We start from the raw sequence: 15851 nt of genomic DNA on the forward strand, positions 1-15851 counted from the left end.
TCGAAAAGAACTGCCCGGAAACGGCTTCTCCGAGCCGCCCCGGGAAGCTGGTCGCGGCATCCGACCCGGCCAGACCGGCCGGGCGCCACCTGCGTATCCGGCGAGACCAACCGGGTAATCGGGACGCCGCCCCGACGGAGTCGCGGCGAGCGCCGCCGGAAACGAGTAGTCGCCTACGCACGATCGCGCGGCCGATCGCGACGAGCATTCGGTAGCGCCACAACCGTTCGTGGACGGCAGGTGCGCGGGCGAGACAAGCCGGAATCGGTGTCCGCGGCGCCGGCTGTCAGCAGTGCAGAAAGGCCGAACAGATGAAGAAGTACGAAGTCCAACCCGGCGACACCCTCTCCGCGATCGCCCATCGGGAGTACGGAGACGGCAGCCTGTTCCCGGCGATCGCGCGCCAGAACCATCTCGCCGATCCGAATTCGATCGATGTCGGACAACAGCTCCTGATCCCCTACATCACGCGGCGCCACCTCCTCACCACGCCCGACTCCACCGCGGTGCGCAAGCAGATCACCCAGCGCTACTACGGAACCGAGGACACCGGAGTCCAGCTGATCTGGGAAGTCGTCAACGGCGTGGCGCAACGTGCCATCCAGCCCGGCGCGTGGCTGCACATTCCGGAGCTCGCCGATGTCGGTCACCACACGGTGACCGAAAGCGAAACCCTCTCGATACTCGCCGAGCGCTGGTACGGCGACGCGAATCTCGGCGTGATGATCGAACTGGCCAACCACTTGCCCTCGGGCAGCCAGCCGGCTCCCGGCCACGTGCTCGTCGTGCCCGGCCTGAACCGCCGCCGCGGCGTCGCGGGCGACACGCTGCGCTCGATGTGCGAGGACCACTACGGTCCTGCGGATCTGGACACCAGAGTGGGAGTCGTCGCGGCGGCGAATCACATCGCCGAGCCCGAAGCGCTCTTCTCCCGCCAGGTGATCCATTTCCCGTCGTGACCGGGGTCGGCGGCTACGTCGTCGCGTGAGCGCGGCGGCGCCGGGTCCGGCGCCGGAACAGCCAGGTCGACAGGCCGGTGATCGCCAGCGCGAGCGGTGTCAGGCCGAATGCCAGCCAGATCAGTCGCCACCAGCCGTTCACCAGCCAGCCGAAGTGGGCGGGCTCGAAGACCTTGGCGTAGAAGGTGTTCGCCAGCGGCCGGTCGTGGCTCGCGTCGACCACCTTGATGTCGGAATCGTCATGGGCGTTCACGTAGACCATGACGTCACCGCTGTAGAAGAGGCGGTGCTCGCGCGGGGAGTAGGCCCCGGCGACGACGGCGCGGTAGTACGGGGCGTCGTCCGTGGGCAGCAACAGGTAGGCGAGTCGGCCCGGCGCGGCCCGATCCGCGATCGCCGTGGCCTCGCCGATGGACAGCGGGGGCCGTCGGGCATCGCTCGACCGCGGCACGAAAGACCGCTCGGTTCGCTCGAGGATCGTGGTGCCGCCGGTCGCCACGAGCCAAGCCCGTTGCACGGCAGGCCATTCGATGGTGGTGCCGGTGATGCCCCACAGCAACAGGAACGGCACCGCGAGAATACCGATGACGTCGTGCAGGTCGCGGTCCCTGGCGAAGCGGCCTTTCCGCAGCCGGACCCGGAATCCGTGGCGCAGCCGTGCGAGTGACGGCCACCAGATGACCGCGCCGGACACCGCGAGCGATACCAGCAGGACGCCGAGCGCGCCGAGAATCACCGCGCCCCATTTGATGCCGAGGAGCGGAGCCTGATTCTCGAGGATCGGGATCGCGCCGGAGTAGCGCGCACAACCGAACGCGCAGTTGTGCAGGTTGGTCAGCCAGCCGAGAACGCCGTCGGTCAGGTTCACCTGCTCGTTGATTCGTCCGGTAGCGGGATCGACGGAGTAGGCGGCGGTGTACTTCGTGTTCCCGATCGCGATCACGCCGCCGTCTCCACCGACCCAGCCGACGTCGAAACCGGGATCGGCGGCACGCACCATCGCGACGGCCTGTTCTGCGTCGACCACCGCCGGCGCGTCCGTGTGGCGATAGAACGAAGCGTGTTGCGCTCGGAACAATTCCGCGTGGTAGAGCAGGATCGCGCCCGAGGTCGACTGGATCACGAGGACCGAGCCGAGAATCAGCGCCGACCAGCGATGGATCGAGATCAGCCTGCGCCGTATCGGTTTCCGGGATCGCTTCGGTGATCCGACGATCCGCTTGCCAGGCTCGCGCACCACCACGGTCGTGTCCATAAGGTTAGGCTAACTTCAAAATCCGACCTTCCCAATGCGGGCACGGCAACCAGGAGGGCTTGTCTACACCACCGCACCGGCGGATGATCTGATCAGAGTCACCCCGGACTCGGATCGACGTTGCCGGGCCGGGTTCGGATCGCCCTATCGCTCAGCCAAGGAAATCACCATGATCACCAAAGCCACGCAAGCGATCGCCGCAGCCGCTCTCGCACTGACCATCGGGGCCCTTTTCGCCCCGGCAGCCTCCGCCGCACCGGCTTCACCCGTACCGACGAACGACGCCCTCGGCTCGGTCACGGTATGCCTCAATATCCCACTGGGCCCGGCAAGCATCAGCTTCTGCATCTGAGGTCACCGCACCCCCTCGCCCCACATCGTCACCTCGGTGAGCCCGCGGTCGAGACAGTCGAGCACGCCGTCACGAACCCGGCTGTCGGACCGATACGTCCCGGCGGCGACGGCGACCGCCTGCGGCCACGTCTCACGCACCGGCGCGGCCGAGAACTGTTCGAGGTCGAGCACCGTCGCCCCCAGGATGCGCAGCGGACGGATATCCGCCTGACCGGCCACCAGCACCGTGACCTCCCATCCCGCGACGGTTCGATCGAACAGCCACCCACCGGTCCAGCGCACGACGTCCGCGATATTCGGGGCGACCACCGCCGAGCGGTACCGATGTGGGCAGTGGAAGTGGATCGCCGCGCCCCTCGCCGGAAGGTTCAGCCGCACACACGGACGCGCCCCCTTCAGCCGCGCAGAGCGCGGTCCAGCAACGCCCATGCCTGCCGGGCGGTCTCCTTCTTGGACTGCGCATCGGTCTTCGACAGCACGGCCGCCAGCATCGCCAGTGCCAGGACCACGTCCGCGGTGGTGATGTCGGCGCTGATCGTGCCGCGCTGACGCGGATCCTCCAGCTTCTCCGCGATGAGGGTGATCAGCCGTCGCGCCACCTCGAACAGGCGCATGTCGTCGGTGTTCGCGGGATGGATCATCGCGATGAACGCCGCCGAGGTGGTGATCTGATCGACCATGATCGCCAGCAGATCGTCCACGGTGACCGCGGGATCGTCCGCCAGCGCCTCGATGCCCTCGATGTTCTCCTCGAACACCGCGAGCGCGATGCTCTCCCTGGTCGGGAAGTGTCGGTAGAGCACGCCCTGCCCCACGCCGGCGGCCCGCGCGATGGAGCTGAACGGCGCGTCGAAGCCACTGTCCGCGAAAACCTCCCGCGCCGCTTGGATCAAGGCCGCCCGATTGCCGGCCGCCGCCTTCGGCCCCCTGTTCACACGGCGTGGCGAGGTCATTCGGGCAAGGTTACCGGACCATCGCCGACCGCCCCGCAGCACGCCGGAGGGCCCGGCACGGATGCCGTAATCCGACCGGATACAGCCGCGCCGTATTGACGCGGCGCGGCGATCTCACGCACACTGACCGAGTAACCGGACAACACAGTCCGGCATGGCGAGAGGGTCGGCTCGGCCCGGCTCGGCGAGTAGGGACGCCGTTGCGCCAGGCCGGATTCGACACTCGTTCGACGCCACCATGCCGCATCGGGTGGTCCGGATACACGATGACGCTGCCGTCACCGCGGCGGCCGCACCGCACGCGCTCGGGATCGACCAACAGCCGTCCGAGACCGCATCCGGACTTGTGACCGAGCACACGGGAAAGGCGCCCTCACCGCCGAGGGCCGGTACGTCCATGACTTCGTCCATCACCAGCTGGGGCCGGCGCTTCTTCGTGACCGTCGGCGCCGCAGCGATTCTCCTGCCATTCGGCATCGTCGCCGCCCAAACCGATTCCGATCCCTCCGGGCAGGTTCGCGAGGTCGGCGCCATAGCCGCGACCGCGGCCGCACGCGCCGTCTGCAATCCAGGTTCGGCCCCCGAAACAGGTTTGCAAGGCGATGTTCCCGCCGCCGACCGTGACAGCGGCCGCAGCGGCCAGGGCTACAGCTGCAACGTCACCCGGCTCGGCGCCTATGGCGGCCGCGGCGGCGGCATCAACTCGGTGACCTTCGACCACTGCGCCTACATCGGCACGTTCTTCCCGGGCGACCTGCTCGGGCCCGAAGAGGGCGTCCAGGTGGTGGACGTCGCCGATCCCACGAACCCCGTCCGCACCGCCACGCTCACCGAACCGGCCATGCTGGCAGGCACCTGGGAGAGCCTGAAGGTCAACGAGACGAGAAAACTGCTCGTCGGCACCGGGGTGCCCGCTTTGACCGGTGCGGGCCTGCTGTCGGTCTACGACCTCACCGATTGCGCGCATCCACGCCTGCTCAACCCCGGCCCGGGAACCGACCTGGCGATGCCGTTGCCGATCACGGCCCATGAGGGCGGGTTCTCCCCCGACGGCAACACCTACTGGAGTTCCGGCGTCGCACCCGGCCTGGTCAGTGCCGTCGACCTCACCGACCCCGCCGCTCCCCACGTGGTGTGGCAGGGTCTGCCCGGTCTGTCCATGCACGGATTCGGGTTCAGCCCCGACGGCAACCTCATGTACCTGGCGAACAACATGGGCGGGCTGATGATTCTGGACGTCGGCGCGGTGCAGCGCCGCGATCCCGGCCCGCAGGTGCGCGAACTGTCGCACCTCACCTGGACCGACGGCTGGGCCAGCCAGCACAACATCCCCGTGACCTATGGCGGCAGGCCGTACGTGTTCGCCACCAACGAGGCCGGATCCGGCGGCGTCAAGATCATCGATGTCGCCGAGCCCACCCGGCCGCGCATCGTCGAGACCATCAAACTCGAGATCAACCTGCCGGAGAATCAGGACACCGCAATGGCTTCCGCCGCGGGCGGCTCGCTGTTCGCCTACGACACGCATTACTGCGCCGCGGACCGGGCGGCCGATCCCACGGCGCTGGCGTGCAGCTGGACCTCCTCGGGCATCCGTGTGTTCGATGTACGGGATCCGTCGGCCGTCCGGGAGATCGCCTACTACAACCCGCCCGCGCGCACCGGCCGCAACACCGAGCTCTGGAATTCACCGCACGCGCTCGCGTCGATCATCGGCCCTCCGGTGCTGGCCGGTCCCGCGGTGGTGCAGGCGGTGCTGCAAGGCCAGTTCGACCTCACGCAGGCGACGAGCGAACGAAGCGGCATGCTCGCCTTCGGTGATCTCTCCACGGACTGGTGCTTCTCGCCGCCGGAATGGCGGGGCAACCAACTCTGGACCACCTGCGCCGACAACGGCTTCTTGGCGCTGGAAGTGGACCGGAACGTGTACACGCCGCCTGCCGACCAGCGTTCGACCACGGGATCATGATCCGCCGCCGGTGGCTCGGGGCGGCCACGCTCGCCGCCTTCGCGGTGCTGCTGCTGGTGGCGGGCGCTGCGCTGCGGCCGTTGGCGGTCGGCGCGGACAGCACCGCCGCACCGCTGCTGGACAGCACCGAAACCGGTTTCGTCCAGGACATGATCGCGCACCACAATCAGGCGCTGCTCCTGGTCCAGCGACTAGACGGCGGGGCCGACCCGGCGGTGCGCGCGCTGGCACAACAGATCGCCGACACCCAGCGCACCGAGATCGGCATGATGCTCGGCTGGCTGCGCATGGCCCGGCTCGCGGTGACCAATCCGCACCCGATGGCGTGGATGCACGCGGAGGCCGACCACGAGCACCACGCGACCGCCGGGCACGCGACGATGCCCGGCATGGCGAGCCAGGACGAACTCGACGCGCTCGGCGCCGCGCGCGGCGCCGAGGCTGCGACCGGTTTCCTGCGCCTGATGCAGCGCCACCACTATGGCGGCATCCAGATGGCGCAGGCGGCGGATCGCCGGCTGAACGGCGGCATGGTCGAACAGATCGCCCGCGACATGATCAGCACCCAGGGACAGGAAGTCGGCCTCATCGGCTTGCTGCTGTCCCGAGAGCAGGCACCACGCTGAGATGCGCCCGGCGACTACCGCGACGGCGGCCTGTGTCGCCGGGTCACCGGTCCGGCCGTGTCTCAGCCCTGAACCACCGCATCGTGCGTGCTCTCACCACCGTTGAGGCACCACACTCGATACGGCTCCGGCGCGACTGGGCCGGGCCGCATCGCGGTGGCCCTGCGTGGGTGTTCCGAGGCCACGACATTCGGCGACCGGACGACGACGCCGACTACCGCTGCGACGAAACCGCTTGCTGCTCGGCCAGTTCGGCGAGCCGGTCGAGGGAGGCCGACAGCTTGTCCGCGGTGGTCGCGCGCGCCCGGACCTGACGCTTCTCGTCGGTGAGCGACGTCCAGTCGTAGGTGTGGGTGACCAGGGTGCGGCCCTCACCCACCGGCTCCAGTTCCCAGCGCCAGAGGTGGCCGGGCGGCTGCTTGCCCGGTTCCGACGGATGCCACGCGATGCGGCTGCCCTCGGTGAACTCCACCACGTGGTTGTCGCGCACAGCCCCGTTGGTCAGGGTGGTGCTGAACACCGCTCCGGCTTCTCGCACCCGCTGCCCCGCCGCGGCCTCGGCCAGGTTGTCGTTGCCGTCCCAGCGCGGCTGCTCGGCGGGATCGGCGATGAGCTCGAAGATCTCCGCGGGATTCGCGTTGATCTCACGGCTGGCGCTGACGATACGGGGAACCTCGTTCTGCTCGGTCACGTGCCGATCGAAGCATCCGGGTCGAGAGCCGGGCAAGCCTTCCGCTCGAGGTCGGTGTTAATTCCCCGGCGCCGATCCGGCGACCGATCCGCCTCCCGGCCACGGCGGACCGGTGCGGTAAGACTGATTCGATCCGACATCCGATCGACGAAGGGACGCGCTCATGGGCGAGCGAGTTGCAGTAGTGTCCGGCGCCGCACGAGGAATCGGCGCGGCGATCGCCAAGCGCTTGGCGGCGGACGGGCTTCGGGTCGGCGTGCTCGACCTCGACGCGGCCGCCTGCGCCGACACGGTCGGCGCGATCACCGAGGCGGGCGGCCGAGCCGTCGCGCTCGGCGCCGACGTGTCGAACGAGGAGTCGGTCGCCGCCGCCGTCGCGCAGCTGGAGAACGAGCTGGGGGCGCCGACCGTCGTCGTGAACAACGCGGGCATCCTGCGCGACAACCTGCTGTTCAAGATGAGCGTCGACGACTGGGACGCGGTGCTGAACGTACACCTGCGCGGCGCCTTCCTGCTCACCCGCGCGGTGCAGAAGCACATGGTCGAGCAGAAGTGGGGACGGGTCGTCAACATGTCCAGCACTTCGGCGCTCGGCAATCGCGGCCAGGTGAACTATTCGGCGGCGAAGGCCGGTTTGCAGGGCTTCACCAAGACCTTGGCGTTCGAGCTGGGCAAGTTCGGCGTCACGGCCAACGCCATCGCTCCCGGGTTCATCGTCACCGACATGACCGCCGCCACCGCCGCGCGCGTCGGCGTCTCCTTCGAGGACTTCCAGAAGGCCGCCGCCACGCAGATTCCCGTGCAGCGCGTCGGCACGCCCGAGGACATCGCGCACACCGCCTCGTTCCTGGTGAGCGAGGGCGCCGGTTTCGTTTCCGGCCAGGTGATCTACGTGGCGGGCGGCCCGACCAACTGACGACCCGCCCCCGCCCGCCGTGCCGGGGCGGGCGGGGGCGGTAACGTCGCAGCACATGAATCGGCGTGGGGCTCGTCGCGGCATGACGAGCTATGTTCTCTTGCTGCCGAGCCTGATCGGTGTCGGCGCGTTCCTGGTGCTGCCGATACTGGTGGTGGCCTGGCTCAGTCTGCACAGCTGGAACCTGTTGGGACCGATGGAGTTCGTCGGACTGCGCAACTGGCGGTCGGTGCTGGGAGACGCCGCGTTCGGCCACGCCCTGCTGGTGACGCTGGTGTTGACCGCGATCGTGGTGCCCGCTCAGACGGTGCTGGGTTTCGCGGTCGCGGCATTGCTGGCCCGGCGGCGCGGCGCGACGAGTCTCCGGGTCATGTACGCGCTGCCGTGGATGTGCGCGCCGGTGGCGGTGGGTGTGGTGTGGCAGTGGATGTTCGCTCCCACCGGTGGCGCCGTCAACGCCGCGCTCGGCCTGCGCGTCGAATGGCTCTCGGATCCGGCGCTGGCGCTGCCGTCGGTGGCCGCGGTGAGCGTGTGGGCGAACTTCGGTTACGTGGCGCTGTTCTTCGTGGCCGGAATCCGCGCGATCCCGGACGAGATCCTCGACGCCGGTGCGCTGGACGGGGCCACCGGCTGGCGCCGGATCCGCTGGCTGATCCTGCCGCTACTGCGGCCCACCATGTTCTTCGTATTGGTCACCGGCGTACTGACCGCCTTCCAGACCTTCGACACCGTGTACGCGTTGACCAAGGGCGGACCGGGCGACCGCACCGATGTGCTCGCGATGCGGATCTTCACCGAGGCGTTCGACGCCGCACGGCCCGGCCGCGCCGCCGTCATGGCGCTCGTGGTGTTCGCGGTCATGTTCGCGATCACCGTGGCGCAGCACCGCTACTTCCGGGATCGGACCACTTATGAGCTCTGATCGCCTACGTTCGGCGGCCGCCTACGCGATCCTCTCGGCCGGAGCGTTGCTGACCGTGGCGCCCCTGCTGCTCAGCGCGCTCACCGCCGTGAAGACACCCGGCCAGTTCGCGACCGGGTCGCCGCTGGCCCTGCCGCATCCGGTCACCGCCGACAATTTCCGGACCGTACTGGACTACGGCTTCGGTCGTGCGGTGCTGGTGACCGCGTTGATGACGGTGTTCATCACCGGCGGCCAATTGATCACTTCGGTGCTGGCGGCATACGCGTTCGCCCGCACCGATTTCCCGGGACGCGACGCGCTCTTCTGGGTGTATCTGGGCACCATGATGGTGCCGCCGATGGTGACTCTCATCCCGCTGTACCTGATGTTCGCGCGCCTGGACCTGCTGAACACCTTCTGGGCGCTGGTGCTGCCGTTCGTGTTCGGATCGCCGTACGCGGTCTTTTTGCTGCGTCAGTACTTTCGGGCGATTCCGCAGGAGCTGATCGGCGCGGCGCGGCTCGACGGCGCGAACACCCTCGACATCATCGTGCACGTCATGGTGCCGATGAGCAGGCCGGTGCTGGCGACCTTGACGCTCATCACGATCGTCTCGCAGTGGAACAATTTCATGTGGCCGCTGGTCGCGAGCAGCGGCCGCTCGTGGCAGGTGCTGACGGTGGCGACGGCGAATCTGCAGACCCGCTACAACGCGCAGTGGACCCTGGTGATGGCGGCCACGACGCTGGCCATCGCGCCGCTGGTGGTGCTGTTCGTGATCTGCCAGCGGCAGGTGCTGCGCTCGATCGCGTGGACGGGGGTGAAATGAGGACATCGACCCGCGTGGTGCTCGCCCTCGCACTCGCCGCGGCACTGCTGGTCGCGGCGGCCCTGTGGCTCGGCCGTGACGGCGACGGGTCCGGCCGCACCGTGGTGGGGTTGCGGATCTGGGACGAGAGTCTGGTACCCGCCTACCAGGCGTCGCTCGCGGAGTTCGAGCGGGCGAATCCGGACCTCGCAGTACGGATCACGGTGGTGCCGTGGTCGTCGTATCGGCAGAAACTCCGCTTGGACGTGGCCGGTGGCACCGCCGACGATCTGTTCTGGACCAATCTGTACGAGGACTACGCCGATGCCGGGCGGTTGCTCGACATCGGGGCGACGCTCGGTCCCGAGGCCGCGAGTGCCTGGGACCCCTCGGCGGTCGCGCAGTACACGCGCAACGGGAAGCTTTGGGCTGTACCGCAATTCGTCGATGCCGGAACCGCGGTGTACTACAACCGCGACCTGCTCGCGGCCGCGCACATCGATCCCGCCGAGCTGACCGCGATGCGGTGGAGTCCCGGCGGCGACGACACCCTGCGCCCACTGCTGCGCAGACTGGCGGCGGTCACGCCGTGGGCGTACAACGCGGGTCACGACTTCCAGTCCATCGAACTACCCTATCTGGGCTCGAACGGAGCGCGCTTCCAAGACGACCACGACAATTTCGTCTTCGACAGCCCGCAGGGCGTGGCGGCGTTCGACTATCTGGTGCGGTTGATCGCCGACGGACTCGCGCCATCGCCCGCGGACACCAACACCAATCCCGACTTCGCGAAGAACGCTTTCTTACAGAGCAAATTGGCGCTGCTGCAGTCCGGGACATTCAATCTCGCGCAAATCTCCGAACAGGCCCGCTTCGAGTGGGGCGTCGCGCTGCTGCCCGCGGGCCCGGCGGGACGGGTGAGCACGAACAACGCGATCGGCGTCGCGGGTAACGCGGCCACCCGGCATCCCGACGCGGTGCGCCGGGTGCTGGCCTGGCTCGGCAGCGGCGCGGGCAACCGCCACCTGGCCGAGGGCGGCGGCGCCATCCCGGCAGTCGTGTCCGAACAGCAGCGCTATCGCGACTACTGGGCAGGCAAGGGCGTGGAGGTCTCCCCCTTCTTCGACGTACTCCGCGGCCCGCGCATCTCCTCTGGTGGCGGACCGGGTTTCTCGGCCGCGCTCCGCGCCCTCGACCCGATTTTCGCCGAAATGTATCTCGGCCGGATTCCGGTGCCGGAAGCGTTGTCGCGCGCCCAGGCCGCGGCCGAGGCCGCCGTCGCGCAGAACTGAGCGAGCGCCGGAGAAGATCCGGCCGCCCTAGGATGTGGTGCCGCGATTCGCGGTGCGCGTCAATCCTTTCCGGTCGTAGAACGCCGTCACCGCAGCACCGGAGCACAAGCCGATGACCAGGCCGAGTAGCGCCATCCAGACACCGCGTTCCAGGCCCGCCGCGGCTCTGGCCTCGAAGTACAGGATCGCGCGGACGCCGAGGAAGACCTGATGCATCGGCTCGAATGTGGACAGCCAGGCGAAGTACGTAGGCGTCGCCTCGATGGGCACGGTTCCGCCTGCCGAGGGCAACCCCAGCACGATGAACAGGATCAGGTTGACGAGCATGCCCGCGGCGCCGAAGGCGGCGAGTATCGACAGCGCGGTGACGCCCACGGCGAGGATGGCGAACGTGGAATAGAGGAACAGCAGCAAGGCTTTGTCGATGGGCATGTCCAAAGCCGTCCCGACGCCGAGGAACACACCGGACACGATCGGCGCGGCGACGGCGAGCACGCCCCATTTCAGCAGCAATGTGCGCAGCCGGGAGATCGGAGTGGGCGGATAGTGCACATACCACGGCCCGTACTCGGTCGGCGTGAATCCGAGCGAAGCGTCCACCATGGTGTGGATGATCATGGCGCCGGTGAATCCGGCCAGCAGGATCAGCAGCGTGTAGAAGAAGGCCGACAACCCGCCGCCGGTGCCTTCGGGCAGTGGACGATACGGCGCGATCACCACGTCGATCGGCTCGGCCAGCAGCAACTGGCTGGCTCCGGCCAACTGCGGCGCGGGTCCGCCGGAGGACCGCAGTTGTTCGTCCACAGCGGCGGTGAGCTGCTGTCCGACCGTGGTGTTGACCGCGCCCAGTGCCTGTTCGGCGATACGCAGCGTGATCTGTGTGGCGTAGGTGCCGGTGCGCGGATTGGTCTGCACGGTGATCACCGGCCGGTCGACCTTTCCGGATACCACACCGGAAGCGCCGAGGATCGCGAGCCGCTTGGTGAAATCACTCGGGATGACGATCGCACCGTAGATCTTGCCGTCGCGCATCAGCAACTGCGCTTCGGTGATGCCGATGACGCGCAGGTCGACCTTGTCGGCCGGGATGTTCGCGGTGAGCGCCGCGGTGATCTGGTTGCCCACGTTGGCCGGTTTCCCGGCGAGTGTGTCGCCCGCATCCTGGTTCACGACGGCGAGCGGCAAGTCGTGCAGATTCTTTTCGGGGTTGACGACGTACCCGAGATACATCACCGATAGCAACGCCATGAGCAGCGTGACGACGACAAGGGGTCGGATCCAGGTACGGATCCGCGTGGGTTTCGCTGCCATGGAACCGGCTCCTCTCGCGGCGGACAAAAGACTGCTCGGCGGCGCGGACATATTCGGCGAACTGCTGGTTATCTTCACCCGTGCGCGCGGACATCCCGAAATCGTGGTCCGGAGTTTCGCCGGGAAACCCTGCGCGTCGTCGATCGCGAGTGGCAGGCGCTCACGCGTCGATCGCCGCGGCCAAGCGGGGCAGTTGCCGCAGCGGATTGATCCGCTCGACCTCCATCCGCTGGTCCGCGTCGAAGATGTCGCTGAGTCCGGGGGCCGGATCGTGCGTGCCGGTCTGCGGCAGGGTGAGCGCGCTGAAGGGCCAGTCGGAACCGAAGACGACGTGCTCGCGCTTCCCGACGGCGAGCACGCTCGCCATCGCCGCGGCCGATCCGCTGAGCGCGGTGTCGTAGTAGAAGTTCGCGATCTGGCGTTGCGTGTCGAGCACCGACGGCCTGGGCAGATCGTCGGGCCACAGTTCGCCGAGCACCGTTTGCGACGCGACGCTGACGCGGTGGGACAGGAACGGAAGTGTCCCGCCCGCGTGCGCGAGCTGGAAACGGATGTTCGGGTAGCGCTGCGTCGTGCCGGTGGCCATCATCAAGGTCGCCGCGCGCGTGGTGTCGAAGGTGAATTCTTCGAGGAAGTCCGGCAGCGGCAGCTTCGGTTTGGCCTCGGCGGGGATGGCGGCCGGATGCACGAAGACATAGGCGCTGCGTTGGTTCAGCGCGATCAGCAACGGCTCGAAACGCGGATCACCGAGGTAGACGCCGTCGTAGGCGGACAGCAACACCACACCGTCGAGGTGCAGTTCATCCAGCGCGTAGACGGCTTCCGCGACGGAGGCGGCGACGTCGGGCATCGGCAGCACCGCGAAGGCGCCGAATCGCTTCGGATGCGTTTGCAACAGCCTTGCGGCATACGTGTTGCAGTAGCGGGCCAGGTCGTTCGCCTCCTTGCCACGCAGGAACGACACGCCGGGGTCGGACACCGACAGCGCCTGCGCCTGGATCCCGTAGTAGTCCATGAACGCCAGCGCCTGTTCCGGGGACCAATCCGGCGTCGGGTATCCGCCGATGGTGACGTGACCGTGGTCGAGCAGCGCCGCACGGTAGTCCGGTGGCAGGAAGTGGGCGTGCAGGTCGATCCGGTAGGTGCCCGACGGCGCAGGTTGCCCGGTGCGCGCCGGGTTCGCTCGAGCGATCGCCGCTGTCGCGGCCACGCCGAGCGTCCCGGCGACGACGCCGCCCAAGGCGCGGCGCCTGCTCGTCTTCCTGCGGAATCGGGAATCGGTCATGAGAGTCCTCACTCGTCCGGACGGGGAAACGGACCGGTCCACCGGTGCTTCTCAGCACCACCGGACGGCATTCGATGAAATCATCAGCTACGATGAAATTGTCGTCAAGAGTAAATGACGAATTAGTCAGTATCGTGGAGAGAATCACCTGTCGACGCGCGCATGCGCGGAGACGAACCGCCTCGGAAGACCGCCCTCAGCGGAGATGATCGGCTCCGGAGCCGCTGAAGTAGATCGAATGGCGGAGGTCTCCGCGATCCGGTCGGAGCTCAGTTGTCGTACGACGCGACGCCGACCGGGCCGACGCCGAGGCACAGGTCTAGCCCCGGTGTCTCGGCGGAGATTCGCAGTGCCGAGCCGCTGCCGACGAGGCGGACGAACACGGTGTTCAGTCCCTTCCGGACCGGCGCCGACTCCGCTTCACCGTGTTCCAGGGCGACGCTGATCCGGCCATCACGACTGGCCACGTAATTGATTTGCGCGGTCCACTTGTTCGCGAGCAGGGGGCCGTCGAGACGCGGGAACACCGGCCTTGTTCCGTCGACGCGGTAGCCACAGCCGGGCTCCGGTCCGGGGAGGATGGCCCGGTTCCACCAGACCGCCGCGTCGACGATCGCACCGTCGTCGGTGATCATCCGCAAGTGCGGTGTCGCCACCGCGAACGTGCCGGGGGCGGCCACGGACGCCAGCACGCTGCTGGTCAGATTCTGCGGATAGGCCATCGGATTCAACACGTTCCACGGCACCTCCTGCTCGAGCAGGGGCGCGCCGTCCCACGCGCGCAGTGCCGATTTCACGTTGGTGACATACGTTTCGGACGGACCGACCCGCCACGATCGCACGAATGTCCAGGTGGACCAGAGACTGCTCGCGACGAACACCGCTGTCACCGCGACCGTCAGCTGCCGGACGGGAAGCCCGATGCGCCGCGGATTCCGGGACGGCCGGGGGCGAGCCCGCACCATGAGCGCGCCCGCGGCCGCCGCGATCACCGCCGAGTCGGCGAAGTAGCGCAGCGACTGCATCAACTCCCCCGCGGTGTTCGGTCCGCCACGAGCCAACGCGACGGCCAGCTGAGCGATCACGACGTAGACGGCGGCCGTCAGCCACACCGCCCCGATCCGCTGCCGGGTGCGCATCGACAGCGCCACCACCGCGCCCAGCGCCAGCCAGGCCGCTACCACCGCCCAGCCGGGGGGATCCGCCCACGGCGTCGACGGCAGCCACCGCTCCCACACCCACGGACCGCCGGACAGCGCGGGCACGATCCCCAGGGAGGCCGCGCCGGGCAGCAGGTCGCGCAACTCGTCCCAGTCGTCGGGCAGTCCCGGCCCTGCGACCACCGCGAGATAGGCGATGGTCCAGAAGCCCAGGACCGCGGACGATCCGATCCACAGCGCCGCGCCCCGCCGCGCCACCACACGAATCGGGGACTCGCCGCCGTCGACATGGCGGACCAGCGCAGTCACGGCGAACGCGACGAACGGCACGACCGCCGACTTCTCGAAGAACAGCAACGCCACCACGAGCACCGCGACGCCGGACAGCGCGTATCGGCGGCGACCGCTCCGCACCAGCGACACCGCGTCCCCGATCACCCAGGCGAGGGCGAATTGCAGCGGCAGTGCGTTGAGAGCGGCGGCCCACCATGCGAAAGCCGGGATCGTCAGGGGGCAGAACAGATAGAAGACCAGCGGAATCAGAAGCGGCCACCGGGGGCCCACGATGAGCAGCAGCATGCGCACCACGGCTACCGACGCACCCAGCTGCATGAGCAGCAGCACCGTCACCGGTCCCGCCCAGACCAGCGGCGCGACCGCGTTCACCGCCCAGGCCGTGACGAAGGCCAACGGCATGAAGTGCCCGTCGTGGTCGTACAGCAGCAGATCGGTGGACCACAGCCCGTAGCGGGCCGCCCGGCCGACCAGGATGAAATCGTCCCAATAGAAGAAGCCGCTGTCGGCCACCCACCAGCGGACGGCCAGCTGCACCACGACCAGGCATCCGGCCACGACGACCACCGGTTGTGCCTTCGCGATCCTCCGGACGCGGCCCAGCGCCGACACCGGAGGAACGCGCGCCGACTCCGGCACGGCGAGCGCAGCAGTGTCCATGCCAACCCACCGTAGCGGCGGTCGCGCCGGGGATCGCGCCTCGACGGCTACGGAGCGTTCATGTGCCCTCCCGCCAGCAGGGCCGATCGCCCGACGCACGGTCTCTTCGACGTCCAGTTCCGCGTCGTCCCGCAGGGCCTCGATCAGCGCGGCGCTGCCCGCGATGCCGGTCCAGGGCAGGTCGGTCTCGGTCGCAACGAACCACGCCCCGTCGGCGGGCCAGATGAGATTCGGGCTGTTGATCGTCCGCGACCAGCCCGGGAGCAGGTCCGCGGCTCCCCCCTGCCCTACCTGGCCGAGCGGGCCCCGCAACAGCAGATAGTCCCGCGCGGGTATGCGCAGAGGCGGCCCATCGATCACCTCCGGCGGGAAGGCCGGTGCGACGGTGGGCGCTGACACGAGATCCGCGGAGCG

Annotated in this window: 15 protein-coding genes; 8 read left to right on the forward strand and 7 right to left on the reverse strand. The window is 68.5% G+C overall.

Annotated features, from left to right (window positions below; translation table 11 throughout):
- Window positions 1-311: 311 nt before the first annotated feature.
- Complete coding sequence (locus tag ABZW96_RS32830) at window positions 312-959, forward strand: LysM peptidoglycan-binding domain-containing protein (protein WP_355080115.1); 648 nt, start codon at window positions 312-314, stop codon at window positions 957-959.
- Window positions 960-972: 13 nt separating this feature from the next.
- Here the strand turns inward: ABZW96_RS32830 and ABZW96_RS32835 are convergent, their stop codons facing one another.
- Window positions 973-2214 carry a PepSY-associated TM helix domain-containing protein gene (locus ABZW96_RS32835; RefSeq protein ID WP_355080117.1) on the reverse strand — a complete coding sequence of 414 codons (1242 nt, stop codon included), beginning with the start codon at window positions 2212-2214 and terminating at the stop codon, window positions 973-975.
- A 169-nt stretch (window positions 2215-2383) separates the two neighbouring features.
- On the opposite strand from ABZW96_RS32835, the gene ABZW96_RS32840 reads away from it, so the two are divergent.
- Window positions 2384-2566, forward strand: coding sequence for a hypothetical protein (locus tag ABZW96_RS32840; RefSeq protein ID WP_355080119.1), 183 nt, complete (start codon window positions 2384-2386; stop codon window positions 2564-2566).
- Window positions 2567-2568: 2 nt separating this feature from the next.
- Here ABZW96_RS32840 and ABZW96_RS32845 read toward each other — a convergent pair whose 3' ends face one another.
- Together ABZW96_RS32845 and ABZW96_RS32850 are read right to left on the reverse strand one after the other, a co-directional pair.
- The gene (locus ABZW96_RS32845; protein ID WP_355080120.1) at window positions 2569-2877 is read right to left on the reverse strand and encodes a hypothetical protein; all 309 of its coding nucleotides are present in this window, start codon (window positions 2875-2877) and stop codon (window positions 2569-2571) included.
- 86 nt (window positions 2878-2963) lie between these two features.
- On the reverse strand, window positions 2964-3521 hold the full coding sequence (locus ABZW96_RS32850) for a helix-turn-helix domain-containing protein (protein WP_355080122.1): 558 nt from the start codon (window positions 3519-3521) through the stop codon (window positions 2964-2966).
- Window positions 3522-3918: 397 nt separating this feature from the next.
- Here ABZW96_RS32850 and ABZW96_RS32855 point away from each other — a divergent pair, with 397 nt between their 5' ends.
- A complete protein-coding gene (locus tag ABZW96_RS32855) occupies window positions 3919-5490 on the forward strand; it encodes a hypothetical protein (protein WP_355080124.1) in 1572 nt (523 codons plus the stop codon).
- The gene (locus ABZW96_RS32860; RefSeq protein WP_355080126.1) at window positions 5487-6116 is read left to right on the forward strand and encodes a DUF305 domain-containing protein; all 630 of its coding nucleotides are present in this window, start codon (window positions 5487-5489) and stop codon (window positions 6114-6116) included. Before ABZW96_RS32855 ends, ABZW96_RS32860 begins: the two co-directional genes overlap by 4 nt.
- A gap of 214 nt (window positions 6117-6330) precedes the next feature.
- On the opposite strand, the gene ABZW96_RS32865 is transcribed toward ABZW96_RS32860, so the two are convergent.
- On the reverse strand, window positions 6331-6807 hold the full coding sequence (locus tag ABZW96_RS32865) for an SRPBCC family protein (RefSeq protein ID WP_355080128.1): 477 nt from the start codon (window positions 6805-6807) through the stop codon (window positions 6331-6333).
- 163 nt (window positions 6808-6970) lie between these two features.
- On the opposite strand from ABZW96_RS32865, the gene fabG reads away from it, so the two are divergent.
- The 4 genes from fabG to ABZW96_RS32885 are packed head-to-tail and all read left to right on the forward strand — an operon-like array spanning window position 6971 to window position 10727.
- Window positions 6971-7723 (forward strand): 3-oxoacyl-ACP reductase FabG, encoded by a 753-nt coding sequence (gene fabG, locus ABZW96_RS32870; RefSeq protein ID WP_355080129.1) that lies wholly within the window; start codon window positions 6971-6973, stop codon window positions 7721-7723.
- 55 nt (window positions 7724-7778) lie between these two features.
- On the forward strand, window positions 7779-8645 hold the full coding sequence (locus ABZW96_RS32875) for a sugar ABC transporter permease (protein WP_355080131.1): 867 nt from the start codon (window positions 7779-7781) through the stop codon (window positions 8643-8645).
- The gene (locus ABZW96_RS32880) at window positions 8635-9456 is read left to right on the forward strand and encodes a carbohydrate ABC transporter permease (RefSeq protein WP_355080133.1); all 822 of its coding nucleotides are present in this window, start codon (window positions 8635-8637) and stop codon (window positions 9454-9456) included. Before ABZW96_RS32875 ends, ABZW96_RS32880 begins: the two co-directional genes overlap by 11 nt.
- Window positions 9453-10727, forward strand: coding sequence for a sugar ABC transporter substrate-binding protein (locus ABZW96_RS32885; protein ID WP_355080134.1), 1275 nt, complete (start codon window positions 9453-9455; stop codon window positions 10725-10727). The genes ABZW96_RS32880 and ABZW96_RS32885 overlap by 4 nt, the downstream gene beginning before the upstream one ends.
- Before the next feature lie 27 nt (window positions 10728-10754).
- On the opposite strand, the gene ABZW96_RS32890 is transcribed toward ABZW96_RS32885, so the two are convergent.
- From ABZW96_RS32890 to ABZW96_RS32900, 3 genes are all read right to left on the reverse strand, one after another.
- On the reverse strand, window positions 10755-12038 hold the full coding sequence (locus ABZW96_RS32890) for a DUF3533 domain-containing protein (RefSeq protein WP_355080136.1): 1284 nt from the start codon (window positions 12036-12038) through the stop codon (window positions 10755-10757).
- Between the two features lie 160 nt (window positions 12039-12198).
- Entirely contained in the window at window positions 12199-13323 is a 1125-nt protein-coding gene (locus ABZW96_RS32895; RefSeq protein ID WP_355080138.1) for an amidohydrolase family protein, read from the reverse strand.
- Window positions 13324-13592: 269 nt separating this feature from the next.
- Window positions 13593-15836 carry a hypothetical protein gene (locus ABZW96_RS32900; protein WP_355080140.1) on the reverse strand — a complete coding sequence of 748 codons (2244 nt, stop codon included), beginning with the start codon at window positions 15834-15836 and terminating at the stop codon, window positions 13593-13595.
- Window positions 15837-15851 lie beyond the last annotated feature (15 nt).

Origin of the sequence: Nocardia sp. NPDC004168 (genome assembly GCF_040610355.1) — a bacterium.
Lineage (GTDB): Bacteria > Actinomycetota > Actinomycetes > Mycobacteriales > Mycobacteriaceae > Nocardia > Nocardia sichangensis.